Origin of the sequence: Klebsiella indica (genome assembly GCF_005860775.1) — a bacterium.
In the GTDB taxonomy this organism is placed as follows: domain Bacteria; phylum Pseudomonadota; class Gammaproteobacteria; order Enterobacterales; family Enterobacteriaceae; genus Klebsiella; species Klebsiella indica.
Map to the genome: position 1 here is coordinate 62202 of NZ_VCHQ01000006.1, position 23338 is coordinate 85539.

At 58.7% G+C, this 23338-nt stretch carries 22 protein-coding genes; 10 read left to right on the forward strand and 12 right to left on the reverse strand.

Annotated features, from left to right (window positions below; all coding sequences use genetic code 11):
• Nucleotides 1-6: 6 nt before the first annotated feature.
• From hypF to FE839_RS05200, 3 genes are all read right to left on the reverse strand, one after another.
• The gene (gene hypF, locus FE839_RS05190) at nucleotides 7-2226 is read right to left on the reverse strand and encodes a carbamoyltransferase HypF (protein ID WP_138359870.1); all 2220 of its coding nucleotides are present in this window, start codon (nucleotides 2224-2226) and stop codon (nucleotides 7-9) included.
• 12 nt (nucleotides 2227-2238) lie between these two features.
• Nucleotides 2239-2766, reverse strand: a complete 528-nt coding sequence (hydN, locus tag FE839_RS05195; protein ID WP_138359773.1) for an electron transport protein HydN — start codon at nucleotides 2764-2766, stop codon at nucleotides 2239-2241.
• A 134-nt stretch (nucleotides 2767-2900) separates the two neighbouring features.
• Complete coding sequence (locus FE839_RS05200) at nucleotides 2901-3914, reverse strand: LacI family DNA-binding transcriptional regulator (protein WP_138359774.1); 1014 nt, start codon at nucleotides 3912-3914, stop codon at nucleotides 2901-2903.
• A 254-nt stretch (nucleotides 3915-4168) separates the two neighbouring features.
• On the opposite strand from FE839_RS05200, the gene ascF reads away from it, so the two are divergent.
• Both ascF and FE839_RS05210 read left to right on the forward strand, forming a co-directional pair.
• A complete protein-coding gene (gene ascF / locus FE839_RS05205; RefSeq protein WP_138359775.1) occupies nucleotides 4169-5611 on the forward strand; it encodes a PTS cellobiose/arbutin/salicin transporter subunit IIBC in 1443 nt (480 codons plus the stop codon).
• A 26-nt stretch (nucleotides 5612-5637) separates the two neighbouring features.
• On the forward strand, nucleotides 5638-7062 hold the full coding sequence (locus FE839_RS05210; RefSeq protein ID WP_138359776.1) for a 6-phospho-beta-glucosidase: 1425 nt from the start codon (nucleotides 5638-5640) through the stop codon (nucleotides 7060-7062).
• Between the two features lie 102 nt (nucleotides 7063-7164).
• On the opposite strand, the gene hycI is transcribed toward FE839_RS05210, so the two are convergent.
• The 9 genes from hycI to hycA form a co-directional block, all read right to left on the reverse strand.
• Nucleotides 7165-7638 (reverse strand): hydrogenase maturation peptidase HycI, encoded by a 474-nt coding sequence (gene hycI / locus FE839_RS05215; protein WP_138359777.1) that lies wholly within the window; start codon nucleotides 7636-7638, stop codon nucleotides 7165-7167.
• Nucleotides 7631-8041, reverse strand: coding sequence for a formate hydrogenlyase maturation HycH family protein (locus FE839_RS05220; RefSeq protein WP_138359778.1), 411 nt, complete (start codon nucleotides 8039-8041; stop codon nucleotides 7631-7633). The genes hycI and FE839_RS05220 overlap by 8 nt, the downstream gene beginning before the upstream one ends.
• Nucleotides 8038-8805: an NADH-quinone oxidoreductase subunit B family protein gene (locus tag FE839_RS05225; protein WP_138359779.1), complete on the reverse strand. Its 768-nt coding sequence runs from the start codon at nucleotides 8803-8805 to the stop codon at nucleotides 8038-8040. The genes FE839_RS05220 and FE839_RS05225 overlap by 4 nt, the downstream gene beginning before the upstream one ends.
• On the reverse strand, nucleotides 8805-9347 hold the full coding sequence (locus FE839_RS05230) for a formate hydrogenlyase complex iron-sulfur subunit (RefSeq protein WP_138359780.1): 543 nt from the start codon (nucleotides 9345-9347) through the stop codon (nucleotides 8805-8807). Before FE839_RS05230 ends, FE839_RS05225 begins: the two co-directional genes overlap by 1 nt.
• Nucleotides 9348-9356: 9 nt before the next feature.
• Nucleotides 9357-11066 carry a formate hydrogenlyase subunit HycE gene (hycE, locus tag FE839_RS05235; RefSeq protein ID WP_138359781.1) on the reverse strand — a complete coding sequence of 570 codons (1710 nt, stop codon included), beginning with the start codon at nucleotides 11064-11066 and terminating at the stop codon, nucleotides 9357-9359.
• A 17-nt stretch (nucleotides 11067-11083) separates the two neighbouring features.
• On the reverse strand, nucleotides 11084-12007 hold the full coding sequence (locus FE839_RS05240; RefSeq protein WP_138359782.1) for a respiratory chain complex I subunit 1 family protein: 924 nt from the start codon (nucleotides 12005-12007) through the stop codon (nucleotides 11084-11086).
• A 2-nt stretch (nucleotides 12008-12009) separates the two neighbouring features.
• A complete protein-coding gene (gene hycC, locus FE839_RS05245; RefSeq protein WP_138359783.1) occupies nucleotides 12010-13872 on the reverse strand; it encodes a formate hydrogenlyase subunit 3 in 1863 nt (620 codons plus the stop codon).
• Nucleotides 13869-14477 carry a 4Fe-4S dicluster domain-containing protein gene (locus FE839_RS05250; RefSeq protein ID WP_138359784.1) on the reverse strand — a complete coding sequence of 203 codons (609 nt, stop codon included), beginning with the start codon at nucleotides 14475-14477 and terminating at the stop codon, nucleotides 13869-13871. Before FE839_RS05250 ends, hycC begins: the two co-directional genes overlap by 4 nt.
• Before the next feature lie 82 nt (nucleotides 14478-14559).
• Entirely contained in the window at nucleotides 14560-15009 is a 450-nt protein-coding gene (hycA, locus tag FE839_RS05255) for a formate hydrogenlyase regulator HycA (RefSeq protein WP_138359785.1), read from the reverse strand.
• A 208-nt stretch (nucleotides 15010-15217) separates the two neighbouring features.
• Here hycA and hypA point away from each other — a divergent pair, with 208 nt between their 5' ends.
• From hypA to FE839_RS05295, 8 genes are all read left to right on the forward strand, one after another.
• On the forward strand, nucleotides 15218-15568 hold the full coding sequence (gene hypA / locus FE839_RS05260) for a hydrogenase maturation nickel metallochaperone HypA (protein ID WP_138359786.1): 351 nt from the start codon (nucleotides 15218-15220) through the stop codon (nucleotides 15566-15568).
• A gap of 78 nt (nucleotides 15569-15646) precedes the next feature.
• Nucleotides 15647-16519 carry a hydrogenase nickel incorporation protein HypB gene (hypB, locus tag FE839_RS05265; protein WP_138359787.1) on the forward strand — a complete coding sequence of 291 codons (873 nt, stop codon included), beginning with the start codon at nucleotides 15647-15649 and terminating at the stop codon, nucleotides 16517-16519.
• Entirely contained in the window at nucleotides 16510-16782 is a 273-nt protein-coding gene (locus FE839_RS05270) for a HypC/HybG/HupF family hydrogenase formation chaperone (RefSeq protein WP_138359788.1), read from the forward strand. Before hypB ends, FE839_RS05270 begins: the two co-directional genes overlap by 10 nt.
• Nucleotides 16783-17904 carry a hydrogenase formation protein HypD gene (gene hypD / locus FE839_RS05275; RefSeq protein ID WP_138359789.1) on the forward strand — a complete coding sequence of 374 codons (1122 nt, stop codon included), beginning with the start codon at nucleotides 16783-16785 and terminating at the stop codon, nucleotides 17902-17904.
• Complete coding sequence (gene hypE, locus FE839_RS05280) at nucleotides 17901-18911, forward strand: hydrogenase expression/formation protein HypE (RefSeq protein WP_138359790.1); 1011 nt, start codon at nucleotides 17901-17903, stop codon at nucleotides 18909-18911. Before hypD ends, hypE begins: the two co-directional genes overlap by 4 nt.
• 461 nt (nucleotides 18912-19372) lie before the next feature.
• The gene (flhA, locus tag FE839_RS05285; RefSeq protein ID WP_138359791.1) at nucleotides 19373-21445 is read left to right on the forward strand and encodes a formate hydrogenlyase transcriptional activator FlhA; all 2073 of its coding nucleotides are present in this window, start codon (nucleotides 19373-19375) and stop codon (nucleotides 21443-21445) included.
• 38 nt (nucleotides 21446-21483) lie between these two features.
• Nucleotides 21484-21912 carry a TOBE domain-containing protein gene (locus tag FE839_RS05290; RefSeq protein WP_138359792.1) on the forward strand — a complete coding sequence of 143 codons (429 nt, stop codon included), beginning with the start codon at nucleotides 21484-21486 and terminating at the stop codon, nucleotides 21910-21912.
• A 116-nt stretch (nucleotides 21913-22028) separates the two neighbouring features.
• Complete coding sequence (locus FE839_RS05295) at nucleotides 22029-22976, forward strand: alpha/beta hydrolase (RefSeq protein ID WP_138359793.1); 948 nt, start codon at nucleotides 22029-22031, stop codon at nucleotides 22974-22976.
• Nucleotides 22977-23338 lie beyond the last annotated feature (362 nt).

Sequence of the window (23338 nt, forward strand, 5' to 3'; positions counted from 1 at the left end):
TATCCTTTAAGACTGCAGGCGGGCTGCGGCGATAACCGCCTGGCCGAGAGCAATCGCGCCATCGCCAGCAGGAAACTGCTGCGGAAAGAGCAGAGTAAAATCGGCCAGATAAAAGGTCAATCGCGCCACCAACAATCGGTTATGCAGCACGCCGCCGCCAAAGGCCAGGGTGGAGATCTTCTGCGCGCGCGCGCAATCACGGGCCATTGCCGCCAGCCCGCGGGCCAGGGCGTCATGAAATGCCCACGCCTTCTGCGCCGGAGTGGCCTGCCAGGCCAGCCACTGTCGCCAGAAAGTGGATAAATCCAGCGCGCCGTCGCGCCACGGCAATGTCACCGGGTGGTCAATACCTTTGCAGGTCGCCGCCAGCGCTTCCAGCCGACAGGCCGCCTCGCCCTCATAACTCAGGCCTGGCGGCGCGCAGCCCAGGGCACAAGCGACAGCATCAAACAGACGCCCGCACGACGACGCTTTCGGCGCATTAATGCCGCGCTCGATAGCCCGCGCCAGCAGCGGCCAGTTTTGCTGGCGCAGCGCCGCGGTTTCGGCATAGTTCTGCCACTCAGGCACAAACGCCAGACAGTGGGCGAGCAGATTGCGCCACGGCTGACGGGCGGCAAGATCGCCGCCGGGCAACGCCACCGCGGGCAATCCGCCGAGACGCTGGCACTCCCGGTAGTTGACCCGCAGGCACTCGCCGCCCCATAGCTCCCCGTTTTCCCCCATGCCGATGCCATCCAGCGTCAGGGCGATAACGTCGCCGCCATCCAGCGGCCAGCGATGCTCGGCGAGACACGCGGCCGCATGGGCATGATGATGTAAAACGTGCTCCACCGGCAGCGCCAGCGATGCCGCCCACTGCGAGACGCGATAGCCGGGATGGGTATCAGCCACCACCTGCTGCGGCGTAAAAGCGTAAATCGCCTGCATCAGGTGCAACGCCCGCCGCCACTGCGCCTCCACGCCCTCATCGTCAAGATCGCCGAAGTGCTGACTGAGCACCGCTTCGTTTCCGCGCAGCAGGCAGAAAGTATTTTTCATATCCGCGCCGAGGGCCAACAGCGGCGGCGCATCGTGGAACCCCGGCGGCAGCGTCAGCGCGTCCGGCACGTAGCCGCGGGCGCGGCGCAGCATTTCGCCGCTTTGCCGCGCCACGGAATCATCCATCCGCTGCACAATCTCACGGTTATGCAGCAGAAACCCGTCGGCAATCCCGGCTAAATCCGCCAGCGCCTGGTCATTGCTTAGCGCTGGCGGGCGGCCGCTGAGGTTGCCGGAAGTCATCACCAGGGGGCGCGCCAGCGCCTGCGAAAGCAAATGCTGCAGCGGATTCGAGGGCAGCATTCCCCCGACGTCAATAAGCCCTGGCGCAATGAGATCGCACAGGCCATCAACCTGCGCTTTGTCCAGCAGCACAATCGGCGCGGCGGGAGAAGTCAACAGCTTCACCGCCTGGTCAGAGAGTCCCACCGTCGTCGCCAGCATCACCGCCAGCGGTTTGGCCGGACGACGTTTACGTGCCCGCAGCGTCGCCACCGCATGGCGGTTTCCGGCATCGCACACCAGGTGGAAACCGCCCAGCCCCTTCACCGCCACAATCTCTCCCGCCATCAGGCGAGCAATCGCCGTGTCTAAAGCGCTCTCTCCGAACAGAGCGCCCTCCGCGCCGCGCCACTCCAGCCGCGGCCCGCATTCAGCGCAGGCCACAGGCTGAGCATGAAAGCGGCGATCGGCAGGATCGCCATATTCCGCCGCGCAGACGGGACAAAGAGGGAACGGCGACATCGAGGTTAACGGTCGGTCGTAGGGCATGGCGCGAATAATGGTAAAACGCGGCCCGCAGTGGGTGCAGTTAATAAACGGGTAGCGGTAGCGGCGATCCTGCGGATCGTTCATCTCCGCAAGACACGCCGGGCAGGTGGCGGCATCGGGCACGATCTGGGTGCGCATGCTCCCGGCTCCGCTTTGGCGGATGGAAAAGTCTGACGGTGCGGCAGCCCAGACAAACGGCCGGGTTTCGGTACTGTCAATACGCGCCAGCGGCGGACAGCGTCGGGTTAACGCGGCGAGAAACAGCGCGTCATCACTGGCAAGGCGCACCAGCACGCCATCGCCGTCATTGCACACGTCGCCGCGCAGACCCAGTTGCTGCGCCAGTTGCCAGACAAAGGGGCGAAATCCCACCCCCTGCACTTTGCCGCGAATGCGGATTTGCACCCCGTTCAGCATGCGGTCGGGTTACCAGCTCAGCGCCGTACGATGGCGCTTTTCGTTATTCATCTGTTCGAGTTTGCCGCGATCGACGCACATCAGCGCGTGAGTCGGGCAGGCATCCATACAGGCCGGTCCCGCCTCGCGATGGTAGCAGAGGTCGCACTTGTTGGCTTCGGCTTTATCCGCCACTATGTTCAACCCTGCTCCGCTGTGGCGGATAACCGGACGCACCACCACCTCCATCGCGCCATACGGGCAGGCCACCACGCAGGTCTTACAGCCGATACAGCGCTCCTGCATGACGTGGACAAAATCTTTGTCGCGGCCAATCGCCCCGTTCGGACAGGCGTTGGCGCACGGGGCGTCTTCGCACTGACGACAGGCGGTAGCCGTCGAGACATTGACGCCTTTAATCACATGAATACGCGGTAAAAAGTTTTTTGGCGTCAGCGCGGCGCAATCCTGATTTTCCTGATGAGAAACCACGCAGGCCACTTCACAGGTGCGGCAGCCGATGCACTTGCTCGCGTCGGCGATAATGAAACGGTTCATCCATTTCTCCAGCGGTAAGAAGGTTACCCGCCAAAGTATGCATAATATATTCCAGTTTTTACCTTATTGATAATAAAGGAAATAAACCGATAAAAGACTGTCATCGTCAGTTGTGACGATGACAGATGACGACGTCAGGCAAAGGGTCCGGGAATAATGGAGCCGCGTTCCATTAGCGCGCCGGGGAAGGTTTGCTGATATTTCAGATCCCCGCCATCGAGCATAAATATCAGGCGGTTAATACTCTCTTTAATCATCTCCGTTACCGGCACTTTAACGCTGGAGAGCGCGGGCACCATAAACGGGGCCAGCACAATATCGTCAAACCCCACCACCGACACCTGCTCCGGCACCTTAACGCCAAGCTGATGCAGTTGTTTCATCGCGCCAATCGCCATATCGTCATTACTCGCCACCAGCGCGCTGTAGCTGGCATTGCGCTGGCGCAGCGTCTCCACCCCTGCCGCGCCGGTTTCCGGCGTCCAGCGCCCTTCGACGATCAAATCACTATTCAGGGCAATACCGTGACGGGCCAGCGCGTCCTTATAGCCGGAGAGGCGCTCGACCCCGGTCGGTGAATCCAGCGAACCGGTAATAAAAGCGATATCGCGATGCCCAAGCGCAATCAGCTTTTCTACCGCCATCTGCGCCGAGGCTTTTTGATCGGACCAGACGCAGTGGCTGGCGTTACGGCGCAGACGGCGGTTCAATACCATAATAGGCTGATTATGATCCTCAATGATCTCATCCATCTCATCAACGCTGAGAAAGCGCGGATAGATAATAATCGCGTCACAGCGCAGATCGAGCAGATACTGGATCGCTTCCCGCTCCTCCTCCGCGCTGTGCTTGCCGTCGGCGAGGATTAACTGCCGCCCTTTATCTTCGGTCATCCGCGCCACATGATAGAGCAGCTCGCTAAAATAGACGCCGTGATAGAGGGTGTTGGTCACCACCAGCCCGAGGGTCTGGGTCTTTTTGGTCGCCAGATTGCGCGCCAGCAGATTAGGCCGATAGCCGCTTTCAGCCACCGCCTGGAATACGCGATCTTTGGTCTCCTGGCTGACATAGCCATTCCCTGAGAGAACCCGCGAAACGGTGGCCTTCGATACCCCCGCGCGCTTCGCTACCTCCAGCATCGTTGCCATGTGGTTATTCCTGTTGCCAATGTTGCCCGCAGTGTACTGCACCTGCGGTGTTTTTTCAGCATTTGCCCCCATCCCGCCTGCGCTTACAAAGCGATCAAAATCACAAAATTAATATTTTCTTTTTTTAACTCTTGCTGATGAAAATGAAACTAATCATGATTTTGTGGAACCGGTTTCCTATATATGCATGGTGCCGCGCTGTTCTACCGCGCGGCGACAGGCCAGTACCCCATTGATAAACAGGATAAAATCCGATGTCTAAAAATTATGCCGCCCTGGCGCAGCAAATTATCGTGGCGATTGGCGGCGTGGATAACGTCACCGCCGTCACTCACTGTATGACGCGCCTGCGCTTCGTGGTCAAAGACAACCAACAGGTCGATAGCGCCACCCTGAAGGGACTGAAAGGCGTACTCGGCGTGGTGCGCAGCGATAACCAGTGCCAGGTGATCATCGGCAATACCGTCTCCCAGGCGTACCGTGAAGTGGTGGCCTTGCTGCCGGGGGATCTGCGCCCTGCTGAACCACAGGGTAAACCGCCCGTCACGTTAAAACGCATCGGCGCCGGGATCCTCGACGCGCTGATCGGTACCATGTCACCGCTGATCCCAGCCATTATCGGCGGATCGATGGTCAAACTGCTGGCGATGATCCTCGAAATGACCGGCGTGTTGCCAAAAGGCGCGCCAACCCTGACCATTCTGACGGTGATTGGCGACGGTGCATTCTTCTTCCTGCCGCTGATGGTGGCGGCTTCCGCGGCGGTAAAATTCAAAACCAATATGTCGCTGGCGATTGCCATCGCCGGGGTACTGGTGCACCCGAGCTTTATCGATCTGATGGCGAAAGCCGCCCAGGGCGAGCACGTTGAGTTTGCCTTTATTCCGGTGACAGCGGTGAAATATACCTACACCGTGATCCCGGCACTGGTAATGACCTGGTGTCTCTCTTACATCGAACGCTGGGTCGACCGTATTACCCCGGCAGTAACCAAAAACTTCCTTAAACCGATGCTCATCGTGCTGATTGCCGCCCCGCTGGCGATTCTGCTGATTGGCCCGCTTGGGATCTGGATCGGTAGCGCCATCTCCGCGCTGGTTTATACAATTCATAGTTATCTGGGCTGGCTGTCGGTAGCCATTATGGGCGCGTTGTGGCCGCTGCTGGTGATGACCGGGATGCACCGCGTCTTTACGCCGACGATCATTCAAACCATTGCCGAAACCGGTAAAGAAGGTATGGTGATGCCGTCGGAAATCGGCGCAAACCTGTCGCTGGGCGGCTCATCGCTGGCGGTGGCGTGGAAAACCAAAAACCCGGAACTGCGGCAGACGGCGCTGGCGGCGGCGGCCTCCGCGATTCTGGCAGGGATTTCCGAACCGGCGCTGTACGGTGTGGCGGTGCGTCTCAAGCGCCCGCTGATCGCCAGCCTGATCAGCGGCTTTGTCTGCGGCGCAGTAGCCGGAATTGCCGGGCTCGCCAGCCACTCAATGGCGGCGCCGGGCCTGTTTACCAGCGTTCAGTTCTTCGATCCGGCCAATCCGATGACCATCGTCTGGGTCTTTGGCGTTATGGCGCTGGCTATCGTACTGTCTTTCATTCTGACGCTGATACTCGGTTTCGAAGATATTCCGCCTGAAGAGGCCGCTGCCGATGCCAGACAGCGCCAGGCCAGCCCCCTGGCATCACACGCCTGAACACAATTTTATTAACGAGGTAACGCATGGCGACTTTTCCACAGGGATTTTTATGGGGCGGCGCACTGGCCGCCAACCAGTCTGAAGGAGCATATCTGGAGGGCGGTAAGGGACTGACCACCGTCGATACCATTCCCCACGGCGCTCACCGCCTGCCGATTAAGCTGGGGCTGGAGAAGCGATTCGAACTGCGCGACGATGAGTTCTACCCGAGCCACGAGGCCATCGATTTTTATCATCGTTATAAAGAGGATATCGCCCTGCTGGCGGAGATGGGTTTCAGCGTCTTCCGCACCTCCATCGCCTGGAGCCGTCTGTTTCCGCAGGGCGATGAGCTGGAGCCAAATCAGGAAGGGATCGCCTTTTATCGCTCGCTGTTCGAAGAGTGCAAAAAGTACAATATTGAGCCGCTGGTGACGCTGTGCCACTTCGACGTGCCGATGCATCTGGTGACTGAATACGGCTCCTGGCGCGATCGTAAAATGGTGGCGTTTTTCACCCGCTACGCCCGCACCTGTTTTGAAGCCTTTGACGGTTTAGTCAAATACTGGCTTACCTTCAATGAAATCAACATCATGCTGCATAGTCCGTTCTCCGGGGCCGGTCTGGTGTTTGCAGAGGGTGAGAATCAGGATCAGGTGAAATATCAGGCCGCACACCATGAACTGGTGGCCAGCGCCTTAGCCACCAAAATCGCCCACGAGGTGAACCCGCAAAATCAGGTCGGCTGTATGCTGGCGGGCGGCAATTTCTATCCATACTCCTGTAAGCCGGAAGACGTATGGATGGCGCTGGAGAAAGATCGCGAGAATTTGCTCTTTATCGATGTCCAGGCGCGCGGCGCGTACCCGGTGTGGGCGGCGCGGGTATTCCGCGAGAAAGGGGTAACCCTCGTCAAAGAAGCGGGCGATGATGAGATTCTGCACAATACCGTCGATTTCGTCTCCTTCAGCTATTACGCTTCCCGCTGCGCTTCGGCGGAGATGAACGCCAGTAACACCAACGCCGCCAATATCGTCAAGTCGCTGAAGAACCCGTATATTCAGGCCAGCGAATGGGGCTGGGGTATCGACCCACTCGGTCTGCGCATTACCATGAATATGATGTATGACCGCTATCAGAAGCCACTGTTTCTTGTGGAGAACGGTCTCGGCGCGCGCGATGAGATTGACGCCAACGGTGAGATTAACGATGACTATCGCATTAGTTATTTGCGCGAGCATATTAAAGCGATGGGCGATGCTATTGAAGACGGCATTCCGGTGATAGGCTACACCAGTTGGGGCTGTATCGACCTGGTTTCCGCCTCTACCGGTGAGATGAGCAAGCGTTACGGCTTCGTGTACGTTGACCGCGACGATGCGGGTCAGGGTACGCTGGCGCGTAAGCGCAAGAAGTCATTCTGGTGGTACAAGAAAGTGATTGCGAGTAACGGGGAAGATCTGGCGTAAACATAGTGTGCCGGGTGGCGGCTTCGCCTTACCCGGCCTACAAGAAACGCGCCGTATGCAGGCCGGATAAGCGTTAGCGCCATCCGGCATCACAAACGACGCCTACTCCTCGTCCTCAGCAACCAACTGCTCAAATCCACCATTCCCCTGCCATCCTTCAAGACGCTGATAAACCACCTCAACCGCGTCTTTAATCGCTTGCGTCATCGGATAATAAAAACCGACGATATCTGGCTGAATGCCTAAGAAAATCACCTCGCCGATATCCTCTTTCAACTGATCGATAAGGTAGTTCAGCGGCATATTGTGGGTGGTCATCAGAAACATCTCGGCGATATCGTCCAGGTCAACGATGCGGATTTCGCCGGGATTCAGCCCCATATCGGTAGCATCGACGATCAACAGGCGATCCGGGCGCAATTCGCGAATGGCGACGATATCGTTTTCCGGGGTGCTACCGCCGTCAATAACAACCCAGTTGCCTTTAGGCTGCGCGGCGCACATTTCCGCCAGCAGCGGGCCCGCGCCGTCATCGCCCATCATGCTATTGCCGACACAGAGTAAAACATCAGTCATGGAGTCTCCTCACCATCAGGTAAATCGCGCTCTCCTCGTGAATATCATGCAGCATACTGAGCATCGTTTTGCTCCACGCCTGCTGCTCAGGGGTCTGCCTGACCAGCGCTTTATCGAAGGCATGGGCAAGCATCGACACATGATTACTGTCGATGACGATCTCGCCATACTTCGGCACACCGGCCATTTTACGATGCGCGACGCTGCCCTCTTCCAGAGTGGCAATCCACGCCAGATACGCCTCCCACGGACAGCTTAGCGCCGCCTCCAGACAGTCGATAACGCCGAGGTGGTGGCCAATCGCCAGGCTATAATAAACCACCTGCTGCGCCTGGTCAGGCGTGGCGTCGTTTTCATCAATAAATTTACGGCTCAGCTGACTGAACACCACCGTCTCGCTCATCGGATACGCGCTCCCTCAACCACCTGATTAAGATGGGTGACGATTTCCGTCAGACGCGGATCGCTTTCCGCTTCCAGCCAGCGCGCCACCTGATGATCGCCCAGCCCCAGCAGGCGCATATAGTCATCGGCAATCTGCCGACCGTAGCGATACCCTGCCAGACGACGCGCTTCGCGGTCGACACGCACGCGCAGCGGCTGCACCATCTCCGGGTGGAGAAGCCCGGTTGGCTGTTCGTCCAGCTCGCCCGGCAGACGGGCGTGGATCTTCTGCTCCAGCAGACCCAGCGCCATCGCGAAGCCGTACAGCGTTGCGGCGGGCGTCGGCGGGCAGCCGGGAATATACACATCCACCGGCACAATTTTGTCGGTACCGCCCCAGACGCAATAAAGATCGTGGAAGATACCGCCGCTGTTACCGCAGGCGCCGTACGAAATGCAGATTTTCGGGTCCGGCGCGGACTGCCAGGCGCGCAGCGCCGGCGAACGCATCGCGCGCGTCACCGCCCCGGTAAACAGCAAAATATCCGCATGTCGCGGCGACGGCACCACTTTGATGCCAAAACGTTCGGCATCAAACAGCGGCGACAGAGTAGCGAAAATTTCGATTTCACAACCGTTGCAGCCGCCGCAGTCCACGCGGTAGACGTAGGCGGAACGCTTAATTTTCTTCAGCAGCGATGCTTTCATGCTGGCGATGGACTCATCCACCGTCATCGGTAGCGGAATGCCATTTTCATCGCGCGGGCCTAATAAGTTGCTCATCAGCAGGCCTCTCTCATATGGCGGGTCAGTTCAATACGATCGGACGGCAGCAGGCATTTCTGGCGCTTACACTCCGGGCAGGTTTCAAAGCTTTCGCGATGGCGCTCAGCGCGGGTGTCCCCGTTGTGCTTCAGTAACGCGATGGTGTAGTCGATCTCTTTTTGCACGGCGAACGGCCGTTCGCATACCCGACAGCGGCAAATGTCGAAACGCGACTGCTGAAGGAAATCCTCTTTTTTCCACACCGCCAGCTCATACTCCTGCGAGAGCGTAATCGCCGCCGTCGGGCACACTTCCTCGCAGCGGGCGCAAAAGATGCAGCGCCCGAGGTTGAACTGCCATGCCAGTTCGCCGGTAGCGAGGTCGGTTTCAACCGTCAGCGCATTCGACGGACAGGCATTGACGCAGGCGGCGCAGCCAATGCACTGCTGCGGGTTATGATCCGGTTTGCCGCGGAAGTGTTTATCGGCCGCAATCGGCTCCAGCGGATACGACGACGTCGGCGCCCCGGTTTTGATGACTTTTTTGATAAAGGTAAACATGGCGATTCCTTATTTCAGCGGCGAGTTTTTACGCTCAATGCTGTAGCGCTCAAGTTCTTTGTACGGCACCACTTTGCTCTTCTTCTTACGCACATCCACCACGGTCATACGGTCAGTACAGGAGTAGCAAGGGTCGAGGCTGCCGATGATCAGCGGCGCGTCGGAGACCGTGTTACCGCGCAGCATATAGCGCAGGGTCGGCCAGTTGGCGTAGGTCGCCGCCCGGCAGCGCCAGCGGTACAGCTTCTGGTTGTCGCCGGTCATGCTCCAGTGGATATCATCCCCACGCGGTGCTTCGGCAAAGCCCAGCGCAAAGCGATGCGGAATATAGGTGAAGCCCTCGACTATCAGCGGGCCGCCCGGCAGGTTATCGAGACCGAAGTCGATCATATTCAGCGCGGTGTAGACTTCATTGATACGCACTTTCAGACGGGAGATGACGTCACAGCCCTGCTCGCTGTGCACTTCCATCGGCAGCAGGCCATAGCCGACAAACGGGTGATCGGCGCGGGTATCGCGGGCGTGGCCGCTGGCGCGCACCATCGGCCCGACGTTACTGAAGTCACGGGCGATTTCCGGATCGAGGCGACCAATACCGACGGTTCGCTGCGCCATGTTCGGCGTGCTGAGCAGCATATCCACCAGCTCCTGCACCTCCCGGCGCATCTGCTGCGCCAGTTGACGGGTCTGGATCATGTCCGCTTTCAGCAGATCGCGACGAATCCCGCCGATCAGGTTCATCCCGTAGGTTTTACGCGCCCCGGTCAGGATCTCCGCCATTTTCATCGACGTTTCACGCACGCGGAAGAACTGCATAAAGCCAGAATCAAAACCAGTGAAGTGACAGGCCAGGCCGAGATTCAGCAGGTGCGAATGCAGGCGCTCAACTTCCAGCAGGATGGCGCGGATCATCTGCGCGCGTTCCGGCACCACGATGCCCATCGCGTTTTCAACGGAGGTGGTATACGCGGTGCTGTGGGCAAAGCCGCAGATGCCGCACACGCGGTCCGACAGGAAGGTAACTTCGTTGTAGCCCATACGGGTTTCCGCCAGTTTCTCCATACCGCGATGGACATAGAACAGACGGTAGTCGGCGTCGATAATGTTTTCGCCGTCGACAAACAGACGAAAGTGGCCCGGTTCATCAGAAGTGACGTGCAGCGGGCCGATCGGCACCACCTTATTTTTCTTGTCACCCAGTTCGTTGATAAATTCGTAGGTTTCGTCATCGACGACTGGCGCCGGGCGCTGGCGGTAATCCATGCTGTCTTTACGCAGCGGGTAGAGTTCATCCGGCCAGTCGTCCGGCAGCACCAGGCGGCGTTCGTCAGGCAGGCCGACCGGTACCAGGCCATACATATCGCGAACTTCACGCTCGCCCCACACGGCTGCGGGCACCCGTGGCGTCACCGACGGATATTCCGCTTTACTGGCGTCCACCTCCACGCGCACGGTGATCCAGCATTTCGTCCCCTGTTCCATCGACAACACATAGTAAACGGCATAATGACCGTTGAGTTTACGTTCGTCATTGCCAAACAGCACCGACAGCCAGCCGCCCTGCTGATAGTAGAGATATTCCACCACTTCCGGCAGATAGTTCACCTTCACGGTGAGGGTCAGCTGATCTTTGGTCTGCCAGGCTTCATCCAGCACCACGCCGGGAAAGGCCTGATGCAGCGCGGCAAGATAGTGTTGACCGATTTTTTCTTCAGACATGCTCAAACTCTCTTAAATCACGCCACCAGCAAGGAGACGAAGGCTAAAAAGGCAAAACCAAACCCGGCCCAGGTGACGCGGGAAACGGCGCAAAAGCGCAGGCGCGCCATGCTGTTTTCAAACAGGGCAATCACCAGCACGCCGACAATCGGCTTGACGACGGCAAGTACCAGCGCCAGCAGCAGTCCACTCGCGCTGAAGGTCTCCATCTGTCCCCACGGGATAAACACGCCGACGAACATCTGCAATACCACCAGTTGTTTGAGACCGATCCCCCACTTCAGCACCGCGAAGCCGCTGCCGCTGTATTCGGTCAGCGGGCCTTCCTGCAACTCCTGCTCCGCTTCCGCCAGATCAAACGGCAGTTTGCCCATCTCGATAAAGGTGGCGAATGCGCAGGCGCACAGCGCCAGCATCAGCGGAATGCTGCGCGCTACCGGCCAGTGGTAAATCGTGTCGGTGATATTGCTGATGTGCGTGGAACCGGCCACCTGCGCCGCCACCCACAGGCCGAGCAGCAGGATGGGCTCCACCAGTACGCCGAGCATCGCCTCGCGGCTTGCGCCGATCGCGGTAAACGGGCTACCGGTATCAAGGCCGGAAATAGCGAAGAAGAAGCGAGCGATAGCGAACAGATAGATCAGGGTGATCAGATCGCCCAGTTGCGGCAGCGGCGACCTCACTGTCACCACCGGCAGCGCGGTGGCGATAGTCAGCATCACGCCGACCATCACGTACGGCATCAGACGAAAGACCCAGCCGGAATCCGCGGGCGCCACGCTCTGCCGCCCGAGGAGTTTGATCAGGTCGCGATACTCCTGCAAAACGCCCGGACCGCGGCGGTTATGCAGACGCGCGCGGGCGACGCGGGTAATGCCAGACAGCAACGGCGCGGCGGCGAACAGCGCCAGAGCCTGCAAGAATGCAATCACCAGGTTCATTTTCAGGCTCCTCGGGAAATCATAATCACCACCAGCACCGCCAGTTCAACCAGCGCTACGCCGCGAAACAGCGCAGGCGCGGAATCGCTCTGCCAGCCGGAAATCCGTACGGGCGCGGCGGTACGTTGCCAGCGGGGGAGCAGACGCGCCGGATGCAACCAGTGACGCAGTTTAAAAACCGGCGCAAAAGCCTCTTTCACCGGCATGGCGAAACCGTGGGCGGTAACAACCATCGATTTCTCATGGTTGTAGCCGCAGACCCAGGCCGTGCCGCGCGTGCGGGCAGGCAGACGATCGCCTTTAAAGAAGAGCATCAACAGCAGCGGCAACAGCGGACAGGCAATGAGCAGGAGGGCTATCAGCGGCTGGGAAACCACGCTTGAAGCCTCAGCATGAGCCGGGAAAACGCGCCCGACAAGCGGTAACAGCAGCGGCGCGGCGACTCCGCCAATCACGCAGCAGATGGCGGCCAGCGCCACGCTAAAGGTCATCAGCCGCGGCGCGCAGGTCGCGTTCTCCGCCTCCGGGCTGCGCGGTGCACCAAGGAAAGCGACGCCATAGACTTTCGCCATACACATCACCGCCAGCGCGCCGGTCACCGCCAGGCCTGTCGCCAGTAGCGGCCCAAGCAGACGACCAATAAACACCTCGCCCGTGCTCATCCGGAAGAAAGACTGATAGATAACCCACTCTCCGGCGAAACCATTCAGCGGCGGCAGCGCAGCCATCGCCATCAGGCCCACCAGCATGGAAAGCGAAATCAGCGGCATTTTCTTGCCTATCCCGCCGAGTTTTTCGATATCGCGATGGCCGGTGCGAAACCACACCGCCCCCGCGCCGAGAAACAACGTGGTTTTAAACAAACTATGGTTGATGAGGTGATACATACCGCCAATAAAGCCCAGCGCCATCAGCGCCGGGTTATGGCTGGCGATGCCGGTGACGAAGGCGCCGAAACCGAGCAGAATAATGCCGATGTTTTCCAGAGTGTGGTACGCCAGCAGCCGCTGAATATTGTGCTCCATCAGTGCGTACAATCCGCCGACGAATGCGGTGATCATTCCCAGCACCAGCAACATCACGCCCCACCACAGCGGCGGCACGCTCCCGGCCAGCGACACCGTCAGAATGCCGTACAGGCCAACCTTCATCACCACCGTGGAGAACAGCGCGGCGGCCGGGGCGCTGGCGCCCGCATGGGCCTGCGGCGCCCAGCCGTGGAGCGGGATAACACCGGCCAACAGCGCAAAACCGATCAGCCCAGGCAGCCACAGCAGCGCGTTTTGCGGAGCGTCCATCGCCAGTTGCGTAATCTGCGCCAGTTCAAGCGTGCCGTAGAACGACCAGACCAGCCAGCAGCTCCAGGCCAGCAGCAGAGTGCCAAACCGCCCCAACGCAAACCACAGTTTGCCGGACTGTGGGCAGCCGGTAAGGAAAGCGGCGCAGAGAGCCATAATCTCCGCCATCACCACCAGCGCGCCAAAGTTAGTGACAACCACCGCGCTGGCGGCGGCAGCCAGCAGCAGGTTCACCAGCAGGCCGTTAGCCTTCACCTGCGGGTGGCGATGCCAGGAAATATTAAACAGGGAAATCGGCAGCGCCGACAGGCCAATCGCCAGCAGCCACAGGGCGTTGACGCCGCCAATCCGAATGCTCAGATGCAGCATCTGCAACATGCCGTCGTCTCCGTGCTCCGGCATCAACAGCGCCGTTCCGCCCGCCAGCGCCAGCATGACGCTGGCGACCGCGCCGCCCACCCCGGCAATCGCGCCGCTCAGCGGTTTACGCAGCGTGAACAGAAACGCCAGCACCGCGCTGGCGGCGTACCAGACCACCGCCTGATTCACTAAGGCAATCACACTCATTTCACATCCCCTTGTTGCGCCTGAAACCGCGACAGATCGCCGAAGTCGGTATGAAAGGCCAGTTGCCGCTTACGCTTGTTGGCCTGGGCGATATCACGAATATCCACCAGCATCAACGCTTTGGTCGGGCAGGTCCGTACACACGCCGGGCCCTGTTCATCGAAATGGCACAGGTCGCATTTGACGGCGACGGCACGCACGCCCGGCAGCCAATCGAGCAAAGCGCTGACGCGGGACTGGGCCGGTGGCGCGGCGGGGGCCATCGGCGTATTGGCATTAGCCGGAATATCCAGCGGACGGCTGCCGGAAAACGCAATAGCGCCGAACGGGCAGGCGATTGCGCATAACTTGCAGCTTACGCACAGGCTTTCATTGAGCTGTACCGCGCCATTGACGCGATTAATCGCGTTGACCGGGCATACGACAGCACAGGGCGCATCTTCGCAGTGGTGGCACATCTGCGGCGCGGATTCTTTTTCATTGCGCATCAACCGCAAGCGGGGCGCAGATTGCAGTCCCTGCTGGCGGTGAGTCTCAGCGCAGGCGGCTTCGCAGGTACGACAGCCGATACAAACGGTGGAGTCAGCAATTACAAAACGGTTCACCGGGTCATCCTCAGGTGAAAGTCATTTTTGACGAAAACAGGCTACGTAAGTGTCAATTTCGACACTTATCGACACCTGGCGATTAACGGGCCAGCGTCAGACGGCTTAAATCCACCGGCTGGTCCTGTTCCATCGCGTCATACAGGCGGTCATACACGGTGGCGATCGTCGCCAGATAGTGTTCGAGTACCTGTTCGCGATCGCGGTTACTGATACGGCCATCAATGGTGCCATCGGAGTCCAGCGTTGCCCGGGCAATCAACTGCCTGTCAGCGCGGTTCCGGGTTTCCACGTAATATTCGATGGTATGGCTGTTAAAGCCCTCGGCCAGCGCCACGTAGACCTGAAAGTGGCCAAACAGTACGAAGCAGAGTTCGCTATCTGGCGCACAACTCATTTCATGATGCAGACGCGCTTTCGACAGGGTTATCCCCTGGACCAGCGAGCTGCAGTAGGTGTGCCACTGCTTCTGATGCTGGCGGTGACGATCGGCGATGTAGTCCGCCTTTTCACTTAATTCCCAAATAGTCATCCTGGTTCCCCCGAGATATGAGTCGCACCGGTTAAGCACTTTCCATGCCAAATTGTAATTAATTGATATTTAATAAATTTAATCACAACAATGCGTTAAGAAGACATGACGATGACGATACCTGACGGTCGTCATCGTCAGTCAGTCGACAGTAGCGGTGAGATGGCATCGTTATTGCATAGATGGGCCATCGCGATACGGAGGCATCATGCACGAAATCACGCTTAGCCAGCGGGCGTTGGAAATTATCGAACAGCAGGCGCAGCAGGCTGGCGCACGTCGGGTTACCGGCGTGTGGCTAAAAGTTGGGGCGTTTTCCTGCGTGGAAGCCAGCGCGCTGACCTTCTGTTTTGAACTGGTGTGCCGCGGCACGCTGGCGGAAGGCTGCGAACTGCATATCGCCGAACAACAGGCTGAATGCTGGTGTGAATCCTGCCAGCAGTACGTGCAGCTTATCTCGCAGCACGTGCGCCGCTGTCCACAGTGTCAGAGCGATCGGTTGCAGATTGTGGCGGACGAGGGTTTACAGATTCAGCGAATAGAAGTGATTCCCGGGTAATTCGGTTGTCTCGCAGCGCCAGGCGCGGCCAACAAAGCGACAATACGAAATATGACGGGACAGACCAGGAGCAAAACTATGTGTACGACTTGCGGCTGTGGGAAAGGCAACCTTTATATAGAAGGCGACGAACATAACCCGCATTCGGCGTTTCGCAGCGCCCCCTTCGCGGCCGCCCCGCGTCAGATGATGAATATTACCGGCATAAAACGTGATGACTTCACCCCTGAGCGTACTGAAAACGGCGATCTGCACTACGGTCACGGCGAAGCGGGTAGTCATGCGCCGGGTCAGAGCCAGAAACGCATGCTGGAAGTGGAAATCGACGTGCTGGATAAAAACAACCGTCTGGCCGCCCGCAACCGCGCGCGCTTCGCCGCCAAAAACCAGCTGGTGCTGAATCTGGTCTCCAGCCCCGGCTCCGGCAAAACGACCCTGTTGACGGAAACCCTGCTACGGCTGAAAGAAAAAACCCCCTGTGCGGTCATTGAAGGCGATCAGCAGACGATCAACGACGCCGCGCGCATCCGCGCCACCGGCACGCCGGCCATTCAGGTCAACACCGGTAAAGGCTGCCATCTTGACGCCCAGATGATCGCCGATGCCGCGCCGCGCCTGCCGCTGGATGACAACGGCATTCTGTTTATCGAAAACGTCGGCAACCTGGTATGCCCGGCAGATTTCGACCTCGGCGAGCGCCATAAGGTGGCAGTGCTGTCGGTGACCGAAGGGGAAGACAAGCCGCTGAAGTATCCGCATATGTTCGCCGCCGCCAGCCTGATGCTGCTCAATAAAGTCGACCTGCTGCCGTATCTCACCTTTGATGTGGAAAAATGTCTGGCCTGTGCCCGGGAGGTGAATCCGGATATTGACATTATTCTTCTTTCCGCCACCCACGGGGAAGGCATGGACCAGTGGCTTAACTGGCTGGAGGCGCAGCGATGTGCATAGGCGTTCCGGGACAAATTCGCGCCATTGACGGCAATCTGGCAAAGGTGGACGTGTGCGGCATTCAGCGCGAAGTCGATCTCACTCTGGTCGGCCCGGTCGATGACCAGGGCCAGCCGCGCCTGGGCCAGTGGGTGCTGGTGCACGTCGGTTTCGCCATGAGCGTGATTAATGAAGCTGAAGCCCGCGATACCCTTGACGCGCTGCAAAACATGTTTGCCGTCGAGCCGGACGTCGGCGCGCTGCTCTACGGCGAGGAGCGGTAAATGCGTTTTGTTGATGAATACCGCGCTCCGGAGCAGGTAATGCAACTGGTGGAACACCTTCGCAAGCGGGCCCGCCTGCTGACGCATACCGCCGAACGCCCGCTGCGCATTATGGAAGTGTGCGGCGGCCATACTCACGCCATTTTTAAATTCGGCCTCGACCAGTTGTTGCCGGAAAATATCGAATTTATCCACGGCCCCGGCTGCCCGGTGTGCGTACTGCCGATGGGACGCATTGACGCCTGTATCGATATCGCCAGCCGTCCGGGCGTCATTTTCTGCACCTTTGGCGACGCCATGCGCGTGCCGGGAAAAAACGGTTCGTTGTTGCAGGCGAAATCACGCGGGGCCGACGTGCGTATCGTCTATTCGCCAATGGATGCCCTGAAGCTGGCGCAGCAAAATCCCGACCATGAAATAGTCTTCTTCGGTCTCGGTTTCGAAACCACTATGCCCGCCACCGCCCTCACGCTGCGTCAGGCCCGCGAGCGCGATGTGGCTAATTTTTACTTTTTCTGCCAGCACATCACTCTGCTGCCGACCCTGCGCAGCCTGCTCGATCAGCCGAATAACGGGATCGATGCTTTTCTCGCCCCCGGTCACGTCAGCATGGTTATTGGCACCGAAGCCTACGGGTTTATCGCCAGCGACTATCATCGTCCTTTAGTGGTGGCGGGATTCGAACCGCTTGATCTACTGCAAGGCGCGGTGATGCTGGTTGAGCAGACAATAGCGCGGCACAGTGAGGTGGAAAACCAGTATCGCCGGGTGGTGCCTGATGAGGGCAATCCACTGGCGCAGTCGGTCATCGCCGATGTGTTCTGCCTCAGCGGCGACAGCGAGTGGCGAGGTCTGGGCGTGATTAACAACTCTGGCGTCCGTCTGATGCCCGCGTATCAGCGTTTTGACGCCGAGGCGCATTTCCGCCCGGCACCGCAGCGCGTTTGCGATGACCCGCGCGCCCGCTGCGGCGAGGTGCTGACCGGCCGCTGTAAGCCGCACCAGTGCTCGCTGTTCGGCAGTACCTGCAATCCGCAAAGCGCCTTTGGCGCGCTGATGGTTTCCTCGGAAGGGGCCTGCGCCGCCTGGTATCAATATCGCAGTCAGGAAATCGAAGTATGAAAAGCATCCAGTTAGCTCACGGTAGCGGCGGTCAGGCGATGCAACAGTTGATCGGCGACCTGTTTATGCAGGCTTTCGCCAACCCCTGGCTGGCGGAACTGGAAGATCAGGCGCGGCTTGATCTCGCCGGGCTTACCGCGCAGGGCGATCGTCTCGCCTTTTCCACCGACAGTTATGTTATCGATCCGCTATTTTTCCCCGGCGGCAATATCGGCAAGCTGGCGGTATGCGGCACAGCGAATGACGTGGCGGTGAGCGGCGCGCTGCCGCGCTACCTCTCCTGCGGGTTTATTCTTGAAGAGGGGCTGGCGATAGCCACGCTCGAAGCGGTCGTCGATAGCATGGCGCAGACCGCACGGGAAGCCGGGATCGCGATTGTCACCGGCGATACCAAAGTGGTGCCGCGGGGATCGGCGGATAAACTGTTTATTAACACCGCCGGGATCGGCGCGATCCCGGCAGACATTCACTGGGGCGCCCAACAAATTAGCGCCGGCGACGTGCTGCTGGTCAGCGGTACGCTTGGCGATCACGGGGCAACGATTCTTAATCTGCGCGAGCAGATGGGGCTGGACGGTGCGCTGTCCAGCGATTGCGCGGTGCTGACACCGCTGATTCAAACGTTGCGCGACATCCCCGGGGTCAAGGCGCTGCGCGATGCGACCCGCGGCGGCGTTAACGCAGTCGCTCATGAGTTTGCCGCCGCCAGCGGCTGCGGGATTGAACTGCATGAACAAAATCTGCCGATCAACGATACCGTACGCGGCGTATGCGAACTCCTCGGGCTGGATGCGCTTAATTTTGCCAATGAGGGCAAGCTGGTGATTGTCGCCGCCCGGCACGCTGCGGAAAACGTGCTGGCGCGTTTACGCGCTCACCCGCTGGGGCGCAATGCGGCGATCGTTGGCGATGTTGTGGAACGTCCGGGCGTGCGCGCCATCGGCCTGTACGGTGTGAAGCGCACCCTTGATCTTCCCCACGCCGAGCCGTTGCCGCGAATTTGTTAACAATGTATGGCGATTTCCCGGAGGCGACGCGTTGTGCCCGTCCGGGTAGCATTATCTCAACGACTTGTTATGGAAAACTAAAGAACACATTGTTGCTCCCCCCGCCCCTTCAGGGAGAGGGTGAGGAGGAATGCACGGCACGGATAGAATAGCAAGGGTGAAAACCCGCCTGGCTCACCGCTTCATTATCCAGCCCAAATCATCGGGCCACCACGGATCGGTTTACGGCGGCAATGACCGCTTAATTTAACAGACTATTAGAGCCTATCCCTGTAGGCGTTATTGGCGCAGACAGTTTGAACACGGCCAGCGCGGAAGAACCGGAGCGTACACGTAGTACGTGAGGATTCTGAGCACTGCCCAGGTTCAAAATGACAAGTAAAATAGCCCTAATGGGATAGGCTCTTATTTGTATCATCACTTTATTACGCGCTGCTTTGCGGTGCTTTTGGGCTTAAGCAATGTCGTATACACCAATGGGCGATCTTGGGCAGCAGGGCCTGTTTGATATCACCCGCACGTTATTACAGCAGCCGGATCTGGCTGCGCTGAGCGAAACGTTAACCCGTCTGGTGCAACAGTCCGCGCTCGCCGACCGGGCGGCAATTATTTTATGGCATCCCGGTAACCATCGTGCGGTCCGGCATGCCTGCGACGAAGCCGGGCACCCGCTAAACTACGAAGACGAAACCGTCCTTGCCAACGGTCCGGTACGACGCCTGCTGTCGCGACCGGATGCGCTGTATTGCGACAGGGCGACTTTTGCCGAAACCTGGCCGCAGCTGGCCAGCAGCGGACTCTACCCCACATTTGGTTATTACTGCCTGCTGCCGCTGGCGGCGGAGGGCCGCATCTTCGGCGGCTGCGAATTTATACGCAATGCCGACCAACCGTGGACGGAAAAAGAGTACCAGCGGCTGCACACCTTTACGCAAATCATTGCCGTGGTGACCGAGCAAATCCAGAGCCGTGTCAGCAATAACAGCGATTACAATCTGCTATGTCGTGAGCGCGATAATTTTCGCATTCTGGTGGCGATCACCAATGCCGTACTCTCGCGGCTGGATATCGATGAGCTGGTCAGCGAAGTGGCGAAGGAGATTTATCATTATTTCCGCATTGACGCCATCAGCGTCGTGCTGCGCAGCAACCGTAAAGGCAAGCTCAATATCTACTCCACCCACTATCTTGACGCCGACCATCCGGTGCACGATCAAAGCGAGGTGGATGAAGCCGGAACCCTGACCGAGCGGGTATTTAAGAGCAAAGAAATGCTGCTGCTCAATCTGCAAGATTATGACCGGCTGGCGCCGTACGAAAAAATGCTCTTTGAAATATGGGACAACAAAATCCAGACCCTGTGCCTGTTGCCGTTGATGTCCGGCAACACGCTGCTTGGCGTGCTGAAGCTGGCGCAGTGCGATGAAAAAGTATTCACCACCACCAACCTCAAATTGTTGCGGCAGATTGCCGAACGGGTCTCAATCGCCATTGATAACGCCCTCGCCTATCGTGAGATTCAGCGCCTGAAAGAGCGTCTGGTGGATGAGAACCTCGCGTTGACTGAACAGCTCAATAACGTCGAGAGCGAATTTGGCGAAATCATTGGCCGCAGCGAAGCGATGCATCGCGTGCTTAAGCAGGTCGAGATGGTGGCGCACAGCGACAGCACGGTGCTTATCCTTGGCGAAACCGGGACCGGTAAAGAGCTGATTGCTCGCGCCATTCATAACCTGAGCGGCCGCAACAGCCGCCGGATGGTGAAAATGAACTGCGCGGCCATGCCCGCCGGACTGCTGGAAAGCGATCTCTTTGGCCACGAGCGCGGCGCCTTTACCGGCGCCAGCGCCCAGCGCATTGGCCGCTTCGAACTGGCGGATAAAAGTTCGCTGTTCCTTGATGAAGTCGGCGACATGCCCGTGGAACTGCAGCCGAAACTGCTGCGCGTATTACAGGAACAGGAGTTCGAACGCCTCGGTAGCAATAAGCTGATTCACACCGATGTCCGCCTGATCGCCGCGACTAACCGCGACCTTAAGCAGATGGTCGCCAATCGTGAATTCCGTAGCGATCTCTACTACCGCTTGAACGTCTTTCCGATCCACCTGCCGCCGTTGCGCGAACGCCCGGACGATATTCCGTTACTGGTGAAAGCCTTCACCTTTAAAATCGCCCGCCGTCTTGGGCGCAATATCGACAGCATTCCGGCGGAAACGTTGCGTACCCTCAGCCGTATGGAGTGGCCGGGTAATGTGCGCGAACTGGAGAACGTTATCGAACGGGCGGTGCTGCTGACCCGCGGCAACGTGCTGCAATTATCACTACCGGAAATAAGTATCGAGCAGGCGCCGCTGACAGCGGAGGTAGCAGCAAAAGAAGGAGAGGACGAATACCAGCTGATTGTCCGGGTACTGAAAGAGAGCAACGGCGTGGTTGCCGGGCCGAAAGGCGCGGCCCAACGACTGGGATTAAAACGCACAACATTACTTTCCCGTATGAAACGTCTGGGCATTAGCAAAGATGTTCTGGTATAACCAGAGAGTCATTTCTAAACGCATTGAGCGGAGGCATTATGGCGGTATCAGCACGTAACCAACTCGCCGGCACAGTCAGCGCGGTCGCCACTGGCGCAGTCAACGACGAAATCGAACTGACTTTAGCGGGCGGCGCAAAGCTGGTGGCGATCGTCACCCACAGCAGCAAAGAAGTGTTGGGTCTGGCGACAGGTAAAGACGCCATTGCGCTGATTAAAGCGCCGTGGGTCACGCTGGCGACAGAAGATTGTGGTCTGAAGTTTTCCGCCCGCAACCAGTTCACCGGTAGCGTGACCCAGGTGACAGAAGGCGCGGTGAACGCCACCGTGCATATTCAGGCCGACGCGGGCTTTGAAATCATCGCCGTGGTCACCAATGAAAGCCAGCAAGAGATGAAGCTGGCGCAGGGCAGCCGTGTCATCGCGCTGATTAAGGCTTCCGCCATTCTTATTGCCACCCGCGCCTGATTAATATTCAGAACGCCGTTTCATTTCTATTTAAATGAAACGGCGTTCTGTGAAGCCACTCGCAATACTTGTTACTCATCAATGATAAATAAGCCTTTTCCTTACTGGAGATGCTTATGACGCGTTTACCCCTGGCGGCGGCCATCATGCTGCTTTTGTCTGCTCCGACGGCATTCGCCTCCCTGTCGACCTTTTCAGTCTGGCCCGGCGGTGAAGCGCCCGGGGCGAAACACAGCCCGGTGGTTGAATCTCTCGTGGAGCGCAGTAACAATCCCGTGCTGCCTGACCGCGCCGTCACCGGCATTCGCGCCCCGGCAATCACCGTTTATGCGCCAGAGAAGCCCAACGGTATCGCCCTGCTGGTGACGCCAGGAGGATCATATCAGCGTGTGGTGCTGGATAAAGAAGGCAGCGACCTTGCGCCGGTATTTAATGCGCAAGGCTATACCCTGTTTGTGATGACTTATCGGATGCCCGCGGAGGGTCACACGGAGGGCAGCGATGCTCCGCTGGCCGATGTACAGCGCGCGTTGCGTACCCTGCGGTCGCGTGCCGCAGAGTGGCATATCGACCCGCATAAAATCGGTATCATGGGGTTTTCCGCCGGGGGGCACGTGGCAGCGAGCCTGGAGACCCGCTACAACGCGTCGGTTTACACCGCCATCGATGCTATCGACCAGCAGAGCGCGCGACCAGATTTTGCCATACTCGCGTACCCGGTGATTTCCATGGAGCCGGCGATTGCCCATCGCGGCTCGCGCAAAGCGCTGATTGGCGATACGCCGACAGCAGAGCAACAGCGCCGTTATTCGCCGGAGCAGAATGTGACGCCTGAGACGCCGCCGACATTTATTCTGCATGCGGTAGACGATCCTTCGGTACCGGTGGATAACTCACTGGTCATGTTCAACGCGCTGCGCGCCCACAAGGTGCCGACGGAATTGCATTTGTTCGCCGAGGGCAAGCATGGCTTCGGTATTCGTGGAACGAAAGGTCTGCCCGTCGCCGAGTGGCCGCAGCTGGCGATGAACTGGATAGACTCGCTGCCCGACATGAAAAAATAGCGTCACCTGTTCTGATGCCAATCGGTTAAGCGAGTCATCGGTGTTGTCGTCTGTTTCATTGACTAACGGCATTCGCTTTTTCGGTGGTTCTGGTGAAAATGGCGCATTTTTAATTTCCCCATTGGATTCAGTGGCCTGTTCCGTTCACGGTTAATACGAGGATATTCTTCATATGCATTGCGTGTGAACGGCCAGGGGGACGTTTCGCCCGTCCCCCTGCACCCCCGGCATTGCGCTGAAAACCTGCCGCTGCGCGGTCCGCTCCACTCCGGCTTCATCTGGCGGACCGGGCGGGACTCGACGTCCTGTCTCGACCCGCCCTCTGGCCGCCGTCCTGGCGGCCAGTCCTGGATGCGCGCCTG

Bases quoted from the DNA above. Each gene is read 5' to 3' on its own strand.
- hydN (WP_138359773.1), bottom strand. From the start codon at position 2,766: ATGAACCGTTTCATTATCGCCGACGCGAGCAAGTGCATCGGCTGCCGC.
- FE839_RS05200 (WP_138359774.1), bottom strand. From the start codon at position 3,914: ATGGCAACGATGCTGGAGGTAGCGAAGCGCGCGGGGGTATCGAAGGCC.
- ascF (WP_138359775.1), top strand. From the start codon at position 4,169: ATGTCTAAAAATTATGCCGCCCTGGCGCAGCAAATTATCGTGGCGATT.
- FE839_RS05210 (WP_138359776.1), top strand. From the start codon at position 5,638: ATGGCGACTTTTCCACAGGGATTTTTATGGGGCGGCGCACTGGCCGCC.
- hycI (WP_138359777.1), bottom strand. From the start codon at position 7,638: ATGACTGATGTTTTACTCTGTGTCGGCAATAGCATGATGGGCGATGAC.
- FE839_RS05220 (WP_138359778.1), bottom strand. From the start codon at position 8,041: ATGAGCGAGACGGTGGTGTTCAGTCAGCTGAGCCGTAAATTTATTGAT.
- FE839_RS05225 (WP_138359779.1), bottom strand. From the start codon at position 8,805: ATGAGCAACTTATTAGGCCCGCGCGATGAAAATGGCATTCCGCTACCG.
- FE839_RS05230 (WP_138359780.1), bottom strand. From the start codon at position 9,347: ATGTTTACCTTTATCAAAAAAGTCATCAAAACCGGGGCGCCGACGTCG.
- hycE (WP_138359781.1), bottom strand. From the start codon at position 11,066: ATGTCTGAAGAAAAAATCGGTCAACACTATCTTGCCGCGCTGCATCAG.
- FE839_RS05240 (WP_138359782.1), bottom strand. From the start codon at position 12,007: ATGAACCTGGTGATTGCATTCTTGCAGGCTCTGGCGCTGTTCGCCGCC.
- hycC (WP_138359783.1), bottom strand. From the start codon at position 13,872: ATGAGTGTGATTGCCTTAGTGAATCAGGCGGTGGTCTGGTACGCCGCC.
- hycA (WP_138359785.1), bottom strand. From the start codon at position 15,009: ATGACTATTTGGGAATTAAGTGAAAAGGCGGACTACATCGCCGATCGT.
- hypA (WP_138359786.1), top strand. From the start codon at position 15,218: ATGCACGAAATCACGCTTAGCCAGCGGGCGTTGGAAATTATCGAACAG.
- hypB (WP_138359787.1), top strand. From the start codon at position 15,647: ATGTGTACGACTTGCGGCTGTGGGAAAGGCAACCTTTATATAGAAGGC.
- FE839_RS05270 (WP_138359788.1), top strand. From the start codon at position 16,510: ATGTGCATAGGCGTTCCGGGACAAATTCGCGCCATTGACGGCAATCTG.
- hypD (WP_138359789.1), top strand. From the start codon at position 16,783: ATGCGTTTTGTTGATGAATACCGCGCTCCGGAGCAGGTAATGCAACTG.
- hypE (WP_138359790.1), top strand. From the start codon at position 17,901: ATGAAAAGCATCCAGTTAGCTCACGGTAGCGGCGGTCAGGCGATGCAA.
- flhA (WP_138359791.1), top strand. From the start codon at position 19,373: ATGTCGTATACACCAATGGGCGATCTTGGGCAGCAGGGCCTGTTTGAT.
- FE839_RS05290 (WP_138359792.1), top strand. From the start codon at position 21,484: ATGGCGGTATCAGCACGTAACCAACTCGCCGGCACAGTCAGCGCGGTC.
- FE839_RS05295 (WP_138359793.1), top strand. From the start codon at position 22,029: ATGACGCGTTTACCCCTGGCGGCGGCCATCATGCTGCTTTTGTCTGCT.